The organism is Bacillus badius NBRC 15713 (assembly GCF_001591605.1).
Taxonomy (GTDB): Bacteria; Bacillota; Bacilli; order Bacillales; family Domibacillaceae; genus Pseudobacillus; species Pseudobacillus badius.
Map to the genome: position 1 here is coordinate 1 of NZ_BCVF01000023.1, position 20,111 is coordinate 20,111.

General features: G+C 44.7%; 22 protein-coding genes. 5 read left to right on the forward strand and 17 right to left on the reverse strand.

The features are described 5' to 3' along the window. Positions 1-175: 175 nt before the first annotated feature. Positions 176-1,045: a nucleotidyltransferase-like protein gene (locus tag BBA02S_RS12175; protein WP_041101657.1), complete on the reverse strand. Its 870-nt coding sequence runs from the start codon at positions 1,043-1,045 to the stop codon at positions 176-178. Positions 1,046-1,192: 147 nt separating this feature from the next. Between BBA02S_RS12175 and BBA02S_RS12180 the strand changes: the two genes are divergently transcribed. Then, positions 1,193-1,543 carry a YgzB family protein gene (locus BBA02S_RS12180; protein ID WP_041101655.1) on the forward strand — a complete coding sequence of 117 codons (351 nt, stop codon included), beginning with the start codon at positions 1,193-1,195 and terminating at the stop codon, positions 1,541-1,543. 99 nt (positions 1,544-1,642) lie between these two features. Here BBA02S_RS12180 and perR read toward each other — a convergent pair whose 3' ends face one another. From perR to BBA02S_RS12200, 4 genes are all read right to left on the reverse strand, one after another. Beyond that, entirely contained in the window at positions 1,643-2,095 is a 453-nt protein-coding gene (gene perR, locus BBA02S_RS12185; protein WP_041101653.1) for a peroxide-responsive transcriptional repressor PerR, read from the reverse strand. A 135-nt stretch (positions 2,096-2,230) separates the two neighbouring features. After that, the gene (locus BBA02S_RS12190) at positions 2,231-3,178 is read right to left on the reverse strand and encodes a D-2-hydroxyacid dehydrogenase (RefSeq protein WP_041101651.1); all 948 of its coding nucleotides are present in this window, start codon (positions 3,176-3,178) and stop codon (positions 2,231-2,233) included. Between the two features lie 20 nt (positions 3,179-3,198). Next, entirely contained in the window at positions 3,199-3,669 is a 471-nt protein-coding gene (gene bcp / locus BBA02S_RS12195; RefSeq protein WP_041101649.1) for a thioredoxin-dependent thiol peroxidase, read from the reverse strand. Between the two features lie 202 nt (positions 3,670-3,871). Continuing rightward, positions 3,872-4,273, reverse strand: a complete 402-nt coding sequence (locus BBA02S_RS12200) for a potassium channel family protein (protein ID WP_041101647.1) — start codon at positions 4,271-4,273, stop codon at positions 3,872-3,874. Between the two features lie 143 nt (positions 4,274-4,416). Here BBA02S_RS12200 and BBA02S_RS12205 point away from each other — a divergent pair, with 143 nt between their 5' ends. Both BBA02S_RS12205 and BBA02S_RS12210 read left to right on the forward strand, forming a co-directional pair. After that, the gene (locus tag BBA02S_RS12205) at positions 4,417-5,706 is read left to right on the forward strand and encodes a glutamate-1-semialdehyde 2,1-aminomutase (protein WP_041101645.1); all 1,290 of its coding nucleotides are present in this window, start codon (positions 4,417-4,419) and stop codon (positions 5,704-5,706) included. Positions 5,707-5,760: 54 nt separating this feature from the next. Further along, complete coding sequence (locus BBA02S_RS12210) at positions 5,761-6,840, forward strand: FUSC family protein (RefSeq protein WP_041101643.1); 1,080 nt, start codon at positions 5,761-5,763, stop codon at positions 6,838-6,840. Positions 6,841-6,873: 33 nt separating this feature from the next. On the opposite strand, the gene BBA02S_RS12215 is transcribed toward BBA02S_RS12210, so the two are convergent. The 10 genes from BBA02S_RS12215 to mutY all read right to left on the reverse strand — a co-directional run bounded on the left by BBA02S_RS12215 (position 6,874) and on the right by mutY (position 17,521). Further along, the gene (locus BBA02S_RS12215) at positions 6,874-7,788 is read right to left on the reverse strand and encodes an ABC transporter permease (protein WP_041101641.1); all 915 of its coding nucleotides are present in this window, start codon (positions 7,786-7,788) and stop codon (positions 6,874-6,876) included. A gap of 13 nt (positions 7,789-7,801) precedes the next feature. Continuing rightward, on the reverse strand, positions 7,802-8,806 hold the full coding sequence (locus BBA02S_RS12220) for an ABC transporter permease (protein WP_041114388.1): 1,005 nt from the start codon (positions 8,804-8,806) through the stop codon (positions 7,802-7,804). Between the two features lie 83 nt (positions 8,807-8,889). Continuing rightward, entirely contained in the window at positions 8,890-10,497 is a 1,608-nt protein-coding gene (locus BBA02S_RS12225; protein ID WP_041114387.1) for an ABC transporter substrate-binding protein, read from the reverse strand. A gap of 32 nt (positions 10,498-10,529) precedes the next feature. Next, on the reverse strand, positions 10,530-11,507 hold the full coding sequence (locus BBA02S_RS12230) for an ABC transporter ATP-binding protein (protein WP_041114386.1): 978 nt from the start codon (positions 11,505-11,507) through the stop codon (positions 10,530-10,532). Beyond that, a complete protein-coding gene (locus BBA02S_RS12235; protein ID WP_041101633.1) occupies positions 11,504-12,493 on the reverse strand; it encodes an ABC transporter ATP-binding protein in 990 nt (329 codons plus the stop codon). Before BBA02S_RS12235 ends, BBA02S_RS12230 begins: the two co-directional genes overlap by 4 nt. A 353-nt stretch (positions 12,494-12,846) precedes the next feature. Beyond that, on the reverse strand, positions 12,847-14,595 hold the full coding sequence (locus BBA02S_RS12240; RefSeq protein ID WP_041101631.1) for an ABC transporter ATP-binding protein: 1,749 nt from the start codon (positions 14,593-14,595) through the stop codon (positions 12,847-12,849). 76 nt (positions 14,596-14,671) lie between these two features. Next, the gene (gene ntdP / locus BBA02S_RS12245; RefSeq protein WP_041101629.1) at positions 14,672-15,202 is read right to left on the reverse strand and encodes a nucleoside tri-diphosphate phosphatase; all 531 of its coding nucleotides are present in this window, start codon (positions 15,200-15,202) and stop codon (positions 14,672-14,674) included. 179 nt (positions 15,203-15,381) lie between these two features. Then, complete coding sequence (locus BBA02S_RS12250; RefSeq protein ID WP_370670956.1) at positions 15,382-15,576, reverse strand: gamma-type small acid-soluble spore protein; 195 nt, start codon at positions 15,574-15,576, stop codon at positions 15,382-15,384. A gap of 65 nt (positions 15,577-15,641) precedes the next feature. Further along, positions 15,642-16,391 carry an enoyl-[acyl-carrier-protein] reductase FabL gene (fabL, locus tag BBA02S_RS12255; RefSeq protein ID WP_041114385.1) on the reverse strand — a complete coding sequence of 250 codons (750 nt, stop codon included), beginning with the start codon at positions 16,389-16,391 and terminating at the stop codon, positions 15,642-15,644. Positions 16,392-16,459: 68 nt separating this feature from the next. After that, positions 16,460-17,521, reverse strand: coding sequence for an A/G-specific adenine glycosylase (mutY, locus tag BBA02S_RS12260; protein ID WP_041101692.1), 1,062 nt, complete (start codon positions 17,519-17,521; stop codon positions 16,460-16,462). 132 nt (positions 17,522-17,653) lie between these two features. Between mutY and BBA02S_RS12265 the strand changes: the two genes are divergently transcribed. After that, positions 17,654-18,640 (forward strand): metal-dependent hydrolase, encoded by a 987-nt coding sequence (locus tag BBA02S_RS12265; RefSeq protein WP_041114384.1) that lies wholly within the window; start codon positions 17,654-17,656, stop codon positions 18,638-18,640. A gap of 117 nt (positions 18,641-18,757) precedes the next feature. Here BBA02S_RS12265 and BBA02S_RS12270 read toward each other — a convergent pair whose 3' ends face one another. Both BBA02S_RS12270 and BBA02S_RS12275 read right to left on the reverse strand, forming a co-directional pair. Continuing rightward, positions 18,758-19,027: a YfhJ family protein gene (locus tag BBA02S_RS12270; RefSeq protein ID WP_041101621.1), complete on the reverse strand. Its 270-nt coding sequence runs from the start codon at positions 19,025-19,027 to the stop codon at positions 18,758-18,760. Positions 19,028-19,053: 26 nt separating this feature from the next. Then, entirely contained in the window at positions 19,054-19,371 is a 318-nt protein-coding gene (locus BBA02S_RS12275) for a YfhH family protein (RefSeq protein ID WP_223662760.1), read from the reverse strand. 71 nt (positions 19,372-19,442) lie between these two features. Here BBA02S_RS12275 and BBA02S_RS12280 point away from each other — a divergent pair, with 71 nt between their 5' ends. Beyond that, positions 19,443-20,111 (forward strand): SDR family NAD(P)-dependent oxidoreductase, encoded by a 669-nt coding sequence (locus BBA02S_RS12280; RefSeq protein WP_041101688.1) that lies wholly within the window; start codon positions 19,443-19,445, stop codon positions 20,109-20,111.

Sequence of the window (20,111 nt, forward strand, 5' to 3'; positions counted from 1 at the left end):
GATCAATTTTCCATCGCCTCTTTAACAGCGACTTTTTAATCTTACCACAAAGCTTTTTGTTTGTCAAAGCTTTTTTTGAAGTTTTTTGCGTCGCTGTTGTTTGTTGTCATCAGCGACGCTTATTAATATAACAAGGATTTTAACAAGCGTCAATACTTTTTCCAAAAAAGTTTTTTCACTCGTTTATGACACAATAATATCTGTGATAAATCCCTTGTCCCTTCGTTTCTATCGGCTTTACTTCAACAAAAGACTTTCCAACTAAGTATTCTAGTAAAACACTTAGATCAACGGCATAGTAGTTAACTTCCGGATGATTCAAAAGTTCTTGAAAGGACCATGAGTCTTTTTCTTTCAATATAGAAAGCAAATGAGCTGCTCCATTTTCTGTTTTCGAGTAGATTAGAAAGTCAATGGCAATAAAAAGGAGCTCCAGACGTTTCTCTAATTCCTCATCGCTTGTTAACAGCTCTTCATACAGCTTATAAATCTCCGGCTCCATTTGTTTCACCTGCAGCCAGACGGTCACCTCGGGATAGAACCCATTTTCAATGACAGCCAGACGGGCCAGATGATGCAGGGAGTGCATAACATGATTGTAAGCATCTAAATAGTGGCCGCTCTTAAAAAAGTCCCGGCCGTACGTCCACCTTCTAATTAACTTAGAAAATTCGATCGCCATTTTTATTTTTCGCCCAAAGAAAGGAAATTCTCTCATTTCCTGTTTTAGCTTATACACATATTCATTCCTGTCAAACAGCACCTTGCCATGATAAAGCCATTCGATGAACTTTCTGTTGTTGCCAAGCAGCATCCATTCTTCCAGCTGCTTCTCCGTCACTATATAAAGAGCAGCTTTCTTTTCTTCATATACATAGTGCTTTATAAAAACGGGTGAATCTGCTTCTTTTACTATAGTAAGCAAAATCACATCAAATCCTTCTGTAAAGGATAACTCGCTTTCCTTTTTTTCTATGACGATTACGCCCATTGTATTCTGTTGGCTTGTCCGTTCCTGGTAAAGCGGACGAAGGATGTCCTCCATAGTCATTCCTCCAAACACGGATTTCTTCTGTCTCCATTATTTCGACAAATTAAGAAAGAATCCCTTTAAAACTTTTGAAATTAAGAGATTCTACTGCTTTTTCATTTATAAATTATGATATAGTTTATTTTTAGGAGGTTAAAGAACATGGCTAAAAATTATTCAAGTAAAATTAACCGGATACGCACATTCGCGCTCAGCTTAATTTTTATCGGCTTTGTCATTATGTATGTAGGAATTTTCTTTAGGCAATCCCCGTTCTGGATGACGTTATTCATGCTTCTCGGCTTATTATCGATCATCGCAAGTACGGTTGTTTACTTCTGGATCGGCATGCTTTCCACAAAAGCGGTGCAAGTGGTTTGTCCAAGCTGCGGCAAACCGACAAAAATGCTTGGCCGGGTGGATATGTGCATGCATTGCAAGGAGCCTCTAACACTTGACCAAAGCTTGGAAGGCAAAGAATTTGATGAAAACTATAATCGCAAGAATAACTAAATCTGATTCCTTTGGTATCCTTAAATAAGCTTAACAATCCGTATACCACTTTAACATAACCAACAAAAAAGAATTGTTCGTCTGGCGAACAATTCTTTTTTAATGAACCTCTTTGCTTGATGTACATTCCGGACAGGTTCCGTACACTTCCATTCGATGATGGCTCACTTTAAATCCCGTGACATGCGATGCAAGCTGCTCGACTTCATCCAAGCCTGGATAGTGAAAGTCAACAATCTTGCCGCATTCTTCGCAGATTACGTGATAGTGATCCGTCGTCACAAAATCAAACCGGCTGGACGCATCTCCATATGTCAGCTCTTTCACAAGCCCAACCTCACGAAATACGCGCAGATTGTTGTAGACTGTCGCTACGCTCATATTAGGAAATTTCCCTTCAAGCGCTTTATATATATCATCTGCTGTCGGGTGGGTCATAGATTGAATTAAAAATTCAAGTATCGCATGACGCTGAGGAGTAATCCGGACTCCGGTTGCTTTCAACGTATCCAGTGCTTCCTGTAGATGATTATGCTCATGAGACACCGCCATGCACCTCTTTTCATTATAAAAAGTATTATTATATTATAATCTTTACAAATAGTGTACTAATTTTTTCTGCACTTTGTCAATAAGAAAGAAGCCTTTACAGTACAAACCGACTATAAAGGTTCTTCCTTCTCTTGGCTAATATCCCTTTCCTATATCAACTTTATTCTCATAATCAGACCCGTTGCCTTTATACACTTCCAGGTTATGCGCAAATATTTCCATGGCTCGCGGCACATAGTTGCTCGTTACACTGGAAATGTGAGGAGTAATGGTCACATTGTTCATCGCCCATAGCGGATGATCCGGCGGCAAAGGCTCCTCCGCAAAAACATCCAAATAAGCATGAGCAATCTCTTTATTGCTCAAGGCGTCCAGCAAGACCGCATCCTCCAGTAAATCTCCGCGTCCGATATTAATGAATGCTGCCGTTTGTTTCATCGCTTCGAAATGTTCTTTCTTCAGCAAAAATCTCGTTTCGTCTGTGCTTGGCAAGATAGAAACGATAAAATCCGCTTCAGGAAGCAGCTCAGGAAGCTTGTCCATGGTGTAAATCTCCTCAAAATAGTCATTGCTATGCCCGCTGCGGTTGACGCCGGCCGTTCTCATCCGAAAAGCTTGAGAAAGGCGCGCGATTTCCGTACCAATCGCTCCTGTTCCCAGCACAAGCAAGCGCTTGCCAGCAAGCTCGCCTATTGGCAGCTTTTTATTCCATGTTTTTTCCTTTTGAAATTCCAGCATTTCCGGAAAGCGTTTCACATGATTCAACATATATCCAAGCGTGAACTCAGCCATCGGAATTTTATGTATTCCCCTGGCATTGGTAACGAGGATGTCCTTTTCTTCGATAGCTTCAAAGGGCATTTTTTCCATGCCGGCAGAGGCCACCATGATCCATTTCAATTGCGGACAATGATGAATATGCTGTGCAGTCAAATCTTCACCGAATGTAACAATGACTTCAGCTTCCGGCAAATCTGCTGCTTCCTCTACAGATTTATAGTAGCTAAATGTCTCTTCAGGGAATGCTTCTCTTAACTGTTCCTGCAGTGCCCGCGGAGGCCGAAAAGTAAATACAATCTTCAATTCCCTCTCCCCCTGCTCCCTTACGATAGCTGCTCTTTAATAAACTGAAGCGCTTCTTCTACATGTCCAGCTACTTTCACTTTTCTCCACTCTTTCACAAGCTTTCCATCTGAGTCAATAACAAAAGTAGAACGTTCAATTCCCATATACTCTTTTCCGAAATTCTTTTTCAGTTTCCACACGCCATACAGCTCGCACACTTCATGATTCTCATCAGCAAGCAGCAAAAATGGCAGATCATACTTATCAATAAACTTCTCATGGCGGGCGACCGGATCGGTGCTGACTCCTAAAATCACTGTATTCAAGTCACTGAATTGATCATGCTTATCCCGAAAGTCACAAGCTTGTGTTGTACAGCCTGGCGTCATATCCTTCGGGTAAAAATAAAGAACAATATTTTTACCTTTGTAATCAGATAAACCTACCTTTTCTCCACTGTTTGCTGTCAATTGAAAATCCGGAGCTAATTCTCCTGCCTTTACGGTCATTCTTCTTCTCTCCTTTGTCTTTGATTAGACTCAGCTAATGACTGCTGCCGTCGGACGCTTTCTGCTCTTTCACGCGAACGATTGAGACATCAACAATCAATACTAACAGAGCCTGTTGCTAAAATAGATCAACCATAACCTTCATTGATCTGAATTCTCTTACTACTAGCGTAGCGGATGGGAAAAAATATGGCAATAATAATTAATCTTCATCCTTTTCCAGCATTGTCCGTACGACAAAAGCCGTTGGAATTGTATAACCGATCCACGCTTCAATAAGAGCTACCCAACGCCCTGCCCCCTCCGGAACAATATCTCCGTAACCGACAGAAAAAAGCGTAATGCCGCTGAAATATAAAGAAGTAAAGAATTTGCCCCAAAAATGAAGAGTGCCCTTCTCTTCCCCTGCCCAAACAGCCTGTCCATTTAATTGCAATAAAGTATAGATTAAAGCAAAGCCGATCATGACCGTTAAGTACAAACAGCCGAAATAGAGAAAATAATGCAGCGATAAATAGCGGTGCCGCGGCTTTCCCGGAACAAACATTCCTTTGATGCTCATCGTTAAACAAAAAACGACGGCGCTGAAAATTACAGCAGTCATCCTTCCGCCTCCCTGCTGCTGCCCGTTTTTTTTCTTTCATATATACGCCAAAAAGAATCTGTTTATGATCGGCGGACTTCCGTTGCTTAAACGCCAAGGCAAGTCTAAAATGTTATATGTATCTATCACAAGGAGGCCTATACATGCAACATACTAATTCTGAACAGCTTCATCAAGAAGCACTAAAGCACATTGTCGGAGGAGTGAATAGTCCTTCCCGATCTTATAAAGCAGTTGGCGGCGGCTCTCCTGTCGCCATGGAAAGAGGAAAAGGCGCTTACTTCTGGGATGTTGACGGCAATCAGTACATCGATTATCTCGCTGCTTATGGACCGATTATTACCGGCCATGCGCACCCGCACATTACGGAAGCGATCAAAAAAGCCGCTGAGAACGGGGTCCTGTACGGTACGCCCACCCCCTACGAAGTGACATTTGCCAAAATGCTGAAAGAAGCGATCCCAGGCATGGATAAAGTCCGGTTTGTCAACAGCGGAACAGAGGCTGTCATGACGACCATCCGCGTAGCCCGCGCTTATACCGGCCGGGATAAAATCATCAAATTCGCCGGCTGTTATCACGGACATTCCGATTTAGTTCTTGTCGCAGCCGGTTCTGGTCCTTCTACGCTGGGCACTCCTGATTCTGCCGGTGTGCCGAAAAGCATTGCCCAGGAAGTCATTACTGTTCCGTTCAATGAAACAGAGCCATTGAAGGAAGCATTGGAAAAATGGGGAGAAGAAATTGCTGCTGTACTCATTGAGCCAATCGTCGGCAACTTCGGCATTGTCGAACCGAAACCAGGCTTTTTGGAAGAGGTGAAAAAATTAACCCAAGAAGCCGGCGCCCTGCTTATTTTTGACGAAGTGATTACCGGCTTCCGTTTTACATATGGAGGCGCACAAAACTTATTGGGCATCACCCCTGACTTGACAGCTATGGGGAAAATTATCGGCGGAGGACTGCCAATCGGCGCTTACGGCGGCCGCAAAGAAATTATGGAAGAGGTTGCTCCTCTCGGTCCTGCCTACCAAGCGGGAACAATGGCGGGCAATCCAGCCTCTATGATCGCCGGCATCGCTTGTCTTGAGGTACTGCAAGAAGAAGGGGTATATGAAGAGTTGGACCGCCTGGGGGCGATTTTGGAAGAAGGAATTCTTGCATCTGCCAAGAAATACGGCACTCCAATCACAATCAACCGTTTAAAGGGAGCTTTAACGATTTATTTCACGACTGAAAAGGTCGTTAATTATGAACAAGCTGAAGCCACTGACGGGGAAATGTTCGGCCGCTTCTTTAAACTGATGCTCTCTCAAGGCATTCACCTGGCTCCTTCTAAATATGAAGCATGGTTCTTAACAACAGAGCATACAGATGAAGATATCGAGAAAACTCTTCAAGCAGTAGATTTTGCTTTTTCCAAGCTGCGTTAAGTGATATAATCGTCACCTAATACATTTATAACTGAGAAAGGAACCATTTCATTTATGAAGCTGGGTGCACGAATTTTTAAAACGGGAATTGCTATTGTTTTAGCTTTATTCGTTTCAACACTATTAGGCCTGCCTTCTCCGGTTTTTGCAGGCATCGCAGCAGTGTTTGCCATTCAGCCTACGATTTACCGCTCCTATTTAACTTTAATTCAGCAAGTACAGGCAAACCTTGTTGGAGCAGCCATTGCTATTTCATTTGTTCTTCTATTCGGCAATCACATTATATTTGTCGGTTTGGCAGCTATCGTCGCCTTGATCGTCATGGTGAATTTACGATTAGAAAAATCGATCGGGCTGGCACTCGTTACCTTAATGGTCATTATGGAGCTGCAGAGCGAACACTTTATCCAGTTTGCCCTCATTCGCTTTTTCACAATTATGATCGGAGTACTAGCCGCTTCAGTGGTAAACCTGATCCTTCTGCCCCCTCAATACGAAACAAAGCTGTTCGGGCAGATTAACAGTGTAACTGAGGAAACATTAAAATGGATCCGGCTGAGCTTGCGAACTGGCACAGATTATCACGTTTTGAAAAAGGATATCAGCAAGATTCGCGAACGGCTGATAGCTGTTGATAACCTTTATTTACTGTATAAAGAAGATCGCGGAACGCTAACGAAGAATCTCACTTCAAAAAAGCGGAAAATGGTTCTATACCGCAAAATGATCTTGTCTACCCGCAGAAGCTACGATATCCTGCGGCGAATGAATCAATTTGAAAACGATATTTCTCTTTTAACGCCGGATCTGCAAAAAACGCTTGTCGATTATCTTGATTCATTAATGAGCTACCATGAGCATTTGCTCCTGCGCTTTATCGGCAAAGTTAAAACAACGGTTGAAATAGATGATGTATTTGAGCTGTGGGTAGACCGCGAGCAGTTTATGTCGTTATTCACGGCTGAAATTAAATCAAACACTTCGGATGAGGCAAATTTCTCCATCCACTTGCTTCACCTTCTTTCTTCCGTACTGGAATACGGAGAAAACCTGGAGCATCTTGACCATCTCATCACAAGTTTTTCAAAATTTCATCACGACGACGAACTTCCTGAGTTTGAAGAAGGCGAATAAAAACCAGCTGCCCTGAGGCAGCTGGTTTTTCAGTTAATTCTTCATGCGGGGATCAAGCGCATCACGCAGCCCGTCCCCCATTAAATTGAAGCCAAGCACAGTCAGCATAATGGCGATTCCTGGAAAAAAGACGGTCCATGGCGCCTGCATAATAAAGTCCTTGGAGTCAGCAAGCATCTTTCCCCATTCCGGTGTCGGCGGCTGGGCTCCCATGCCAAGAAAGCCCAGCGCCGCCGCCTCAATAATCGCTGTAGCAATCGCCAATGTTCCTTGAACAATAATGGGAGCCAGGCTGTTGGGCAGCACATGATGGAGCAAAATCCGGCTGTCCTTCATCCCGATCGCTTTAGCCGCTGTAATGTATTCTTCTTCCTTTACCGTCAACACCTTCGAACGGACAAGGCGGCCAAATGTCGGCACATTGATGATCGCAATCGCAATTAAAGCGTTTCGCAAAGAAGGCCCAAGCATGGCCACAACAGCGATCGCCAGCAAGATGCTCGGAAACGCCAGCAAAATATCAAACAGGCGGGAAATAAGCGCGTCCACCCATCTGCCGTAATAGCCGGCAATAATGCCGAGGCTTGATCCTACAACAACTGAACCAGCTACTGAAATAAATCCTACCCATAAAGAAATGCGGGCCCCGTAGACGACGCGGCTGAAAATATCACGCCCAAACTCATCTGTTCCGAACCAGTGATCAGATGACGGCGGCAAGTGCTTGTTGGAAAGCGCCGTTTCTTTAAAGCCATAAGGAGCAATTAAATCAGCGAAGATAGCTAATAAAATGAAGAAAGACACAAGGGCGGCTCCAAACAAGGCCGCCTTATTCTTGCGGAATCTCCTCCAGACGTCGACCCACGGTGAAACAGCCTTGTCTTCCTGCTGGATATTCATTTCTGGACCGGACGGAGGCAACTGAGTTTGTTCTGCAATTTCCGCCATATACTCCCCTCCTTTAACGGTATTTAATCCGCGGATCGATTGCGGCATAGAGCAAATCAACAATCAGGTTAATCAATACAAAGATGGCAGCAACTACTAAAATGCCAGACTGAATCACCGGATAATCACGAAATTGAATAGCCGAATAAATGTAATTTCCGATTCCGGGCCAGCCAAATATCGTTTCTGTCAATATCGCTCCGCCTAACAAGAGACCCGTTTGGAGACCGATAATGGTTAGGATAGGAATAAATGCATTTTTCAAAGAATGCTTATATACAACCTTTAGCATGCTCATTCCTTTTGCGCGCGCCGTCCGGATATAATCGGAACGCATCACTTCCAGCATACTCGAACGTGTAATTCTGGCAATGATCGCCATCGGAATGGTGGCAAGAGCAACTCCCGGTAAAATGAGATGCTTGACAACCTCGATAAATTGATCAAACCGTCCTTGCAGCAGCGTATCAAGCAAATATAAGTGGGTGATGGCAGTAACCGGATCACGAATATTATCCCGTCCAGTTGTCGGCAGCCAATCAAGCTGGATAGAAAAGACGTACTGCTCCATTAAACCGAGCCAGAAAATCGGCATCGAAACCCCCACCAAAGCAAAGACCATTAATAAATAATCAAACCAAGAATTTTGAAACCATGCCGAAATAATGCCGGCATTGACGCCGGCCACAACCGCAACGATCATGGCAAACAAAGCAAGCTCAATAGTCGCCGCGAGATAAGGCCAAATTTCTGCGCTAATCGGGCTTCTCGTTCGAAACGATTCACCAAGATCTCCTGTAAGCAGATTTTTGATGTAATCAACAAACTGGATATATAACGGCTGATCAAGCCCCATTTCCTTTGTTAAGGCAGCAACAGCCGCCGGCGATGCCTGCTGCCCAAGCAAGATTTGCGCCGGGCTGCCGGGAATGGCGTGGATCAGAGAAAATACGATCAATGTCATTCCCAATAAAACAGGAATCAGCATGGATAGACGACGAATGGTATAAGCAAACATTTAGTCACCTGCTCTCAGTAATTAATTCTCATTTCGTCCTCTCGAAAAATAGAGGAGGAGCTTTCCCGCTCCCCCTCCCTTGCTTATTCGATCGATACGCCTCCCATTGGCTGTGAGCCAGTTGGATGCGGGAAGAAGTTTTTAATCGTGCTTTTTCCGGCTAAGAGCGGAGTGGAGTGAGCTAAAGGCACCCAAGGAGCATCTTCATGGATGATTGCTTGTGCCTTTTTATACAGTTCAGCCCGTTTTGCTTCGTCGGTTTCCGCCTGTGCTTCTAACAGCAGCTTATGAACTTCTTCATTCGCATAACGGGAATAGTTATTGGAGCCGATGGAATCTTTATCAAGAAGCGTATACAGGAAGTTGTCAGCATCTCCGTTATCTCCTGTCCAGCCGAGCATAAACAGAGCCGATTCTCCAGCCTGCACCTTCTCCAGGTAAGTGGCCCATTCCATTGTGACAATATTTGCTTTCACACCAATTTTCTCAAAGTCTGCCTGCAGCGCTTCGGCCACCTTTTGTCCATTTGGCATGTAAGGACGCGGCACCGGCATTGCCCATAAATCTACCTTAAAGCCATCCTTATAGCCGGCTTCAGCCAATAATTTTTTTGCTTTTTTAAGATTAAACTCATAATCTTTGATTTCGTCATTATAGCCTTGAAGAGTTGAAGGCATTGGGTTTTTGGCCGGTTCTGCTGTTCCTTCGTAGAAGTTTTTAATTAATGCTTCCTTGTTCACAGCATGACTCAGAGCTTGGCGCACCTTTGGATTGTTGAAAGGTTCTTTTTCCACATTAAAGCCAAGGTAGCCTACATTTAAAGATGGCCGCTCAAATAATTGTAAATTTTTGTCTCCTTTTACCTTTTCCGCATCGCTCGGGTTTAAGCCGTCAATTAAATCTACTTCTCCCTTAATCAAGGCATTTAAGCGGGCAGAATTATCCTCAATGACTTTAAAAATCAGTTTATCTACTTTTGGCTCGCCTTTTTTATGATAATCCTCATTTTTTACTAAAGTGATGGTATCGTTGCGTTTCCAGCTCTCGAATTTAAACGGTCCGGTTCCAACCGGGTTTTCGCCGTATTTATCACCGTGCTTCTCAATAGCTGCAGGGCTGGCTATCGCAAATGGCGACATCGCCAGGTTTTTCAAAAATGGCGCCTGCGGCTTGTTCAACGTGAAGATCACTTTGTTGTCTCCATCCGCTTTTACCTCTTTAATAATAGCTGTGTCGCTGCCTTTAAACCCGCCGAATTGAGAGGCGAAGTAAGCAAATTTGGCCTCATCATTGCTGGTAAGCCATCTGTCCACATTTTTGACGACAGCTTCTGCGTTAAAGTCTGTTCCATCGTGGAACTTGATTCCATCCTCCAATTCAAAGGTGTAAGTTAATCCGTCTTCTGAGACTGTCCATTTCTTCGCAAGTCCCGGAATAATTTTTGTTGTCTTCTTATCAAAGTTGACAAGTGTTTCATATACTTGCTCAGCAATGATTAAAGACTCTCCATCCGTCACAATCGCCGGATCAAGCGAGACCGCATCTCCACCGCGTCCATAAATTAATGTTCCGCCTCCCGCGCTGTCTCCCCCTTTGCTTCCGCCTCCATCAGAGGAATTGGACGAGCAGCCAATCAGTGCCATAGAAAGCACGAGCAGGAATGCCAGCATTCCCAACAGCCTTTTCTTCATGATTTTTCCCCCTTGTATCTCTAAATTTATAATTACAGCTGTTCGCCATATAGATGACAAGCAGCGTAATGGCCTGGTTCTACTTCTCTAAAAGCCGGGCGGATAGACGCGCATGCTTCCATGACCTTTGGGCAGCGCAAGTGAAACGGGCAGCCCGCCGGCGGGTTTGCCGGACTTGGCACATCGCCTTTCAGAACAATCCGTTCCTTTTTAATATCTACATCCGGAACAGGCACTGCTGACAACAAGGCTTCTGTATAAGGGTGTTTCGGTGAATCATACAATGCTTCGCTGTCCGCCAGCTCCATCATTTGCCCTAAGTACATCACGCCGACGCGATCGCTTATATGCCGTACAACACCTAAGTCGTGAGCAATAAACAAGTAAGTAAGCCCGAATTCCTTCTGCAAATCTTGCAGAAGGTTTAGCACCTGTGCCTGAATGGATACGTCCAGAGCAGATACTGGCTCGTCCGCAACGATCAGCTTCGGGTGAACCGCCAATGCCCGGGCAATGCCGATGCGCTGCCGCTGTCCGCCTGAGAACTGGTGAGGGTAGCGGTTCGCATGCCAGCTGCTTAAACCGACAATCTCTAACAGCTCCTGAACCCGCTTTTTGCGTTCGGTTTTGCTTTTCAATCCATGCACAATCAGCGGCTCTTCGAGGATTTTCTCTACTGTATGGCGCGGATTTAAAGAGGCAAACGGATCTTGGAACACCATTTGGATTTCCTTGCGCATCTTTCTCATTTCTTCTCTTGAGAGCTTTGTTAAGTCCTGGCCTTCAAACCGGATCGTTCCTTCTGTCGGCTCAAGCAGCCGGAGAAGCATGCGTCCGGTCGTGGACTTTCCGCATCCGCTCTCGCCGACCAAGCCAAGCGTTTCTCCTTTTTTTATATAAAAGGAGATATCATCTACCGCTTTAACTTCTCCCACTCTGCGCCCAAACAGGCCGCCATGGATAGGAAAAACCTTTTTTAAATGTTTCACCTCTAGCAAAGCTTCTGTCATACGATATACTCCTTTTCTTCTTCATACAGCCAGCAGCGCACTCTCTGTCCGTTTGACAGCGCTTTCAAATCTGGCGCTTCTTTCAGGCATTTTTCATGAGCCTGGCTGCAGCGCGGGGCGAATTGACAGCCGATATTCAAACTGCCTGGCTTAGGCACGTTTCCTGGTATGGAAAATAAACGCTGTTTCTTTGTGCGCATATCGGGAACAGATCTCAGCAAGCCAATTGTGTAAGGATGCGATGGATGCGTGAAGATCGATTCAACTGTTCCTTCCTCCACAATCCTTCCCGCATACATTACGACAACCCTCTGGCAAATTTCAGCTACTACGCCCAGATCATGTGTGATCATAATAATCGCTGTATCTGTTTCTTCATTTAATTTTTTCATCAACTCAAGAATTTGCGCTTGAATCGTCACATCTAATGCCGTCGTCGGTTCATCCGCAATCAAGATTTGCGGGTTGCAAATCATAGCCATAGCAATCATGACGCGCTGTCTCATTCCTCCCGATAATTGATGAGGGTATTCATTGACCAGCTGTTCGGCGCGGGCCAGCCCTACCTTTTTCAACATAGCAACCGCTTGCTGCAACGCTTCTTTCTTAGACAGCTTTTTATGGTGCAGGCGCAGCGCTTCTGTCAATTGACTGCCAATGGTAAACAGCGGATTCAAGCTTGTCATCGGTTCCTGAAAAATCATAGCGATATCATTGCCGCGCACTTGGCGCATTCTTTTTTCAGAAGCTTGAGTTAAGTTTTCCCCTCTGTATAAGATTTCCCCTTCCACTTTGCTTGTTAAAGCCGGCACAAGTCCCATAATCGATAAAGAGGTAACGCTCTTTCCGCACCCTGATTCTCCCACTATGCCGAGGACCTCTCCCGCATGCACTTGAAAATCTACTTCATTCACTACTGTTAATGGTCCGTCATCCGTAAAAAAAGAAGTTTTCAATTTTTTTACATCCAACACAGGAGCAGACACAACTTATCCCCCTTTTATTTATAAATTTTTCCGACAAAATTATTACCATTTTTCCAAAGTTAAAAATATTTTAACAATTATTTTTTTGAAAGTCTATCCATATTTTGAAAAAATACTATTTAGATATAAGGCTCACACAATCAAAATTCCTTAAATACCCTTCAAACATCAAAAAAGAGCTGTCCCGAAAAACCATGAAAAATGACTTTTCGAGACAGCCCGTTTTCTTCTCAAACACAAGCGGCGGATGTGTTCCTTCCAATCAGCCGGAGAAGCATCCATCCTTTATTTCGCCTGTTTTATGTTAAAGATGAATCATAAAAAACCCGGAGAACGATTCTCCAGGTTCTACATTAATGATCCAGCTGCTGCACTTGGAATAGACGGTAATACCCGCCTTCTTTCTGCATGAGCTCTTCATGAGAGCCGCTTTCTACAATCCGGCCATGTTCAATTAAAATAATTCGGTCAGCATGAGTAATAGTCGACAAGCGATGGGCAACTATAAATGTCGTCCGATCTTTCGCCAGTTCCTCCATCGCTTCTTGAATTAAATGCTCACTTTCCAGATCTAAAGCCGATGTCGCCTCGTCCAGGATCAGAATCGGCGGATTTTTTAAAAATACCCGGGCAATAGCCACTCTCTGCTTCTGTCCCCCGGAAAGCTTAACGCCTCTTTCTCCTACTTTCGTATCGTACCCTTCCGGCAGGTTCATAATAAAATCATGGGCATTTGCCGCTTTAGCAGCCGCAATGACTTCTTCCTCTGTAGCATCCGGCTTCCCGAGCAAGATATTTGTTTTCACAGACTCGCTGAATAAGATATTATCTTGAAGTACCATTCCGATATGATCTCTTAAACTGCGGACTTTAAAATCTCGAATATCCGTCTCATCCAGTAAAATCCGGCCGGCGTTCACATCATAAAAGCGGGGAATCAAGCTGACAAGCGAAGACTTTCCGCCGCCGCTCATGCCAACGAGCGCCACCGTCTCCCCTGCTTTTACATCCAATTGGATGTCGTGCAGCACGTTTTCTTCTCCTTCATCATAGGCAAAATGTACGTTTTCAAACACAATGTGTCCTTTAACTTCGCCTACTTCTTTTGCATTTTCCTTATCGGTAATATCATACTTTTCGTCAAGCAGTTCAAATACCCGGTCCATTGATGCGATCGCCTGCGTCATCGTTGTGGATGAGTTAACAAGCCGGCGGAGCGGATTATACAGGCGGTCAACATATGCGATAAATGCCGCCATCGTTCCGACCGTTAACTGGCCGTGAATGACTTGATACCCCGCATAGCCAACAACGAGAAGCGGTGCAATGTCAGTAATGGTATTAACTACGGCAAAGGCTTTCGCGTTCCATCTCGTATGATCCAGCGCTTTTGTTAAAAAATTTTTATTCTGCGCATCAAACTGCGTCTGTTCATACTCTTCAATAGCAAAGCTTTTAATGACGGACATTCCTTGTACCCGTTCATGCAAATAGCTTTGCACCTCTGCTAAAGCCTGAGACCGCACTCTCGTCAGCTTTCGCAAATTGCCGAAAAAATACCGGACAGAAAGACCATAAAACGGAAAAACAATCAGGGAAACAATGGTTAATTTCACATCCATTGTCATCATAATTATAATGGCTATTAAAATTGTCGCCCCATCCAGCCAGACATTCATCAGGCCTGTAATGACGAAGTTCTTTGTCTGCTCGACATCATTAATGACCCTTGAAATCACTTCTCCGGCCCTTGTATTGGCATAATATCTAAAGCTCAGCTTCTGAATATGCGAAAACAGGCGGTCGCGAATATCATACAGAATTTTGCTGCCTGTCCACTGGGCGAAATATTGGCGGTAATACTCGACAGGCGGGCGCAAAACGACAAACAAAACGAGCATGCTGCCCAATACAAGAAACAATTGATGCTGTTTCTCTGCCGTTGTCATTCCCCCGCTTCCCACAATGTCATCAATGACATATTTAATCAATATCGGAATCAATAATGGAATCCCAAACTTGATAATACCAATCAGCAGTGTCCCGATAATTTGCCACCAGTATGGCCTGACAAATTGCATATAGCGTTTGATTGCATCCATTCCCGCTCCCCCCTCACTTAAAATAAGAAAAAACCTGTTGAAAATTCAACAGGCGCCGTCTCTTTCTATCGAGATACTAGCCTCGGTGCGTTAAATATTTCCCGTACCATTTATCGATAAAATTTGGTGAAAACGGACCTTGACGCTGGCGGATCAACTGAATTAAATGATCCACATTGCGCCGTAAAATTTTGTCTATCACTTCCGGATAATTCATTTTTTTGCTGTGCTGCTCATATTCATCTTCGTCAAGTAAAATGTATGACATATCCGGAAATACTTTTACGTCGAGATCATAGTCAATATACTTAAGCGCTTCCTGATCATATACAAATGGAGAACTAATATTGCAATAATAATAAATACCGTCCGTTCTTAACATACCAATTACATTAAACCATTGTCTGGCATGGAAATAACAAATAGCCGGTTCTCTTGTAATCCATGTCCGTCCATCTGACTCTGTAACGACCGTGTGATCGTTGCCGCCAATCACAAGATTATTTGTTGCCTTTAAGACTATGGTCTCTTCCCAAACGCGATGAATGTGCCCGTCATGTTTATAGCTGTGGATTTGAATGGATGCACCTTCCTTGGGAATTGCCATGGTTTTCCCCTACTTTCATTCCAAACTGTTTGCCTTTACTTTTTCCTTTACGTGAACAAATAAACGTTATATTCCACTATTATAACGATTTAAATAGCAAATTGAAACAAAAGAGGCAGAAGAATAAGAAAAAGGACCGTCAGCATACATGCTGACAGCCCTTTTTGTGTTGGTGACGCTTATTGGTTGCGAGGAGCTCTGCCTTTGCGAGCCTCTGATTGAGTGTTTTGTTGTCTTACTTGCTGAGCATCTGTCTCAGCACCAAATTCAGTACCGAATTCAGCGTTTTGCCCTGCTGTAGAAGCAGCGTTACGGCGTTTTACTTCATTTACATCTGTACCCGCTTGTGTTTTTTGTCTGTTGTTTGCCATCATTATCACCTCCACAAGAACTAATTTGCCCCGGGAGGTTAAAACTTATCCTTGTATCATAAAAAAAATTACACTAACAATGAACGGCCGCCATCAACAATGATTGTTTGTCCGCGGATCATATAAGCGCCCTCAGAAATCAAAAACATTACTGTATGAACAATATCTTCTATATGAACGATTCTTCCCGCTGGTGTATTCACCCGGGCATCCTCCAGTATTTCTTCACGGTTCGGGAAATGCTTCAGCGCTTCTGTATCAATCGCCCCGCCAGAAACCGCATTGACAACGATATTCTTGTCAGCCAGTTCGACTGATAAATACCGCGTCAGCGCTTCAACTGCCGCTTTTGACACGCCGACTGCCGTGTAATTTTTTAAATAGCGGATGGCGCCAAGCGAGCTGATGCTCACAATGCTGCCCCCGCCTGTTTTTTCCATAAGGCGGGCCGCTTCTTGGGAGCAGAACAGCAGGGCTTTGCTGTTAATATCCATCGTCCAGTCCCAATGTTTTTCCTCAAGCTCCATAATCGGCCGCTGCACGCCTGAGGCCGCATTGTTGATTAAAACATCCAGCCGGCCAAACTTTTCCTTGATCTCGGCAAACATAGCTCTTACTTTTTCCATGTCGCCTACATTCGCTTTAATGACAAGCGCTTTTCGCCCTAGCTGTTCGATTTCCTCGGCTGTTTCCAAGGCGGCCGTTTTGCTGCGCGCATAGTTAATAACGATATCGTAACCGTTTCTGGCTAATTCCAATGCAATTTGCTTCCCTACTCCCCGGCTGCTCCCGGTGACTAATGCGACTTTTTGTTCCATTATTGTTTCTCCCTTCTGTTTCCTCTTTTAAATTGTACGGTCTTTGCGGCAAAGAAACAACGCTGTCTTCAGCGGTGCTGCGCCTTTTTCCAAATTTTTTGATGGGAAACGGAAAAAGCGTATTGCTCTACTTCGTCAGCTCTGACAAGGCGGCTGTTTTCCTTCTGCGGCTCTGCTGAGATCATCTTCCCGGCATATACATCAATATCCCACGTCAAATGAGAAAACACATGCTGGATTTTGGCAAACGGCTCAGAATCGAGATGGACATCCACTCCATATTCCCGCTCCAAAAAAAGCTCCAATTCAACTTTCGGGTTTCCGATTCCGCTCAGCTCTGTGTTTGGAAACTCCCATAAATTAGCCAGCAGCCCTTCTTTAGGCCGCTTCTGGATGACTACCTCCCCATTCTCCGTCTTTAGAACGGCGGCTGCCAAATGAACATGCCTCACTGTCTTCTTTTTTGTTTTGACAGGCAGCTCAGCTATTGTTCCTTCATGGAAGGCGCAGCAATGCTCCCTTACCGGACATAGAAGGCAAGAAGGCGAAGTCGGGGTACAAATTAATGCCCCCAGCTCCATGAGGGCTTGATTGAACGAAGAAGGGTCCTCTTTCGAAATTAATTGCCGGACTGCCTCCTCAAAGATTTTTCTGGAAGAAGCTTTCGCTATATCGTCCCAAACCGATAAGATCCTTGAGATGACCCGCATGACATTGCCGTCCACGGCCGGCTCGGGGACTCCATAGGCAATACTTAAAATAGCACCGCTTGTATAAGGGCCTACTCCTTTTAAAGAAGAGATTTCTTCTTTTGTATCAGGTACTTTTCCTCCATATTTCTCTTGGACTTCCCGCACAGCCGCCTGCAAATTACGGGCGCGCGAATAATATCCGAGCCCTTCCCACGCTTTCAATACTTTCTCTTCCTCTGCTTCAGCCAAAGCCTCAACCGTCGGAAATTGAGCAATAAACCGCTCAAAATATGGAATGACGGTATCCACTCTCGTTTGCTGGAGCATAATTTCCGACACCCATACCTTATAAGGGTCCTGGTCTGTCCGCCAAGGCAGCTCCCGCTTTTCCGCTTCATACCAATGAAGCAGATCGTGCTGAAACTGCTCAATATTCATCTTTTCTATATTATTAAGTGATGGAAAATTCACAACAAGCCTCCATAGATGTTAAAATTAAAAAGATATAGGGAATAGTAAAATTTAGAACCAACACCGCACCACCCGCATTTGACAAAAGGAGGGACACACTTGGATACTGGCACTCATCTCGTAATGGGGGTTGCGCTGGGCGGCCTGGCGACGCTTGACTCTGCCGTTGCTGCTGATCCGATGACAAAATATGCAGTCATAACAGCCGTCATAGTCGGCTCGCAAGCTCCCGATATAGATACAATTTTAAAACTTCGAAACAATGCTGTCTATATACGCAATCACCGCGGAGCCACCCACTCGATACCAGCGGTTATTTTGTGGCCCTTATTAATTACCGCAGTTATTCATCTTTTATTTCCGGGCAGCAATTTGCTCCATTTATGGCTGTGGACTCAATTTGCCGTCTTTCTTCATGTATTTGTGGATATATTTAACGCTTACGGAACCCAGGCGCTTCGGCCGTTTTCCTCTAACTGGCTTGCCCTGGGGGTCATTAACACATTTGATCCGTTTATTTTTGCCATGCATATAGCCGGGCTCCTCTTATGGGCATTAGGCGCTCATCCAGGCTATACATTTTTAGTGATTTATTTAATCCTGATTGGCTATTACATTTTGCGCTTTCAAATGCAAGGAGCTATTAGAAGCTCTGTAAAAAGGCTGATCCCCGACGCCGAGGAGATTATCATTGCGCCAACCATCCGCTTTAATCAATGGCGCATCGCGGTCAAAACTCCGCAGCATTTTTACGTAGCCCGCGGCTATAGAAGGTCTGTTACGATACTGGACAAATACAAACGAGTGAAAATTCCGGACTCCGAGCTGTTCCGGGCAGCAAAGAAAAATGAAAATCTGGCAGCCTTTCTTCACTTCTCACCCGTATATCGCTGGGAAGTAGCGGAATATAACGATTGCTTCGAAGTAAAATTCATCGACCTTCGCTACCGCAACAACGGGTATTATCCATTTGTTGCGGTCGTCCAGCTCGATCTTGACTATAACGTGATCGGCTCTTACACTGGCTGGATTTTCAGCGAGGAAAAATTGCGAAAAAAACTCACATTTATCCCAGAATCTCATTAGAACACTCTCGCGGCTTTAAAACAGCTGCGAGAGTGTTTTTTCTGTTCATTGCTTTATGCAAGATGACAGAGGCCGAGCGTTCCTCCATTAATAAAACCCGCCGGACAGCGGGTTTTATTAATGAGTCAGATCATTTTCATCCTCAAGCAAATGACTGTATTTCGGATTGCGGCCGGCAAATTCATGAAGCCGACTTCCGTAATTTTCAAGCCATTGCCAAACGACTTTTTCGGTCATTTCTTTTCCTTGATAATCCCGGCCGGCCTTGGCATAAGTCGCCTCGAAATCTTCCCACAAAAGCTCCACCCAGGTCCGGGCGCGGGCATAGGAAAGACTGCTGTTTTTGCTGAGCAACAGACTCGTCAGCCGTTCAAAAATATCTTCCATCGTATCCTTTCCTTTCTTTAAACTAATTAAAGCTTTAACATCGAGATCGGCAGCCCTTCTTCCTTGCCATCGCCGCCGATGCGATAGCCCCAAGCAAAAACCCCGTTCATATAATCAATTTTAAAATAAGCTCCCGGAGCCCCTTTCATTTCATAAAGCTCGCCTGGAGTAAAATCATCAGGATTCATTAAGTACGCTTCTGCCATTAGTGCTTTTCTTTCCAAAACGGCAAATTCGTTGACAATGCCAAGCTGCTCCGCTTTGCGCGCTTTTTCTTTTAAGCGGGCAATTTCCTGCCTTAATTCGAATTCTTCCATATCGCTATAGCGTTTCTGTGGTTCCAATAGTTGCACACCCTTTTTTCCTTCAGTATAGTGAAATAACACCAAATAAGAAAGCAGAAAGGATGGTTTTCTTGAAAAATTGCTTCATTACCGGCGGCGGTTCCGGTCTGGGAAAAGAGCTTGCCCTCCTTTACAGCCAAAAAGGATGTCACGTTCTTCTCGCCGGACGCCGGGCTGACAAGCTGGAGGCCGTAAAAAAAGCCATCGAAGCCGGCGGCGGCACAGCAGCCATTTACGAGCTTGATGTCCGGAACGCGGCAGAGATCGAACAGCTTGCCGCCTCTTTTCAAGCCAACGGTCAAACACTGGACCTTCTTATCAACAATGCAGGCATCGGGATTTTCGGGCCTTTTCCGACGATCACGCCAGATGACATCGAAGCTGTATTTTCAGTCAATGTCTGCGCCCCCATTATGCTGACAAAAGCTTTTTTGCCGCTTTTAGGGAGTCGCTCTTCAGTTGTCAACATTATCTCAACGGCCGGGCTGCGCGGGAAGAAACATGAAGCGCTTTATTGCGCAAGCAAATTTGCCTTGCGCGGATTGACCGAAAGCCTTCAAAAAGAATATCAAGAAAGCGGCCCGCGATTTGTGGCAGCTTATATGGGCGGCATGAATACGCCCTTTTGGGAGCAGTCAAAGCATGTGAAAGACCCTTCTGTGCTGCCATCGCCGAAGCAAGTGGCCGAACAGATTGTTCAAGAAGCAGAAGAAAAGCTGGAAATTATTATCGAAAGGTAG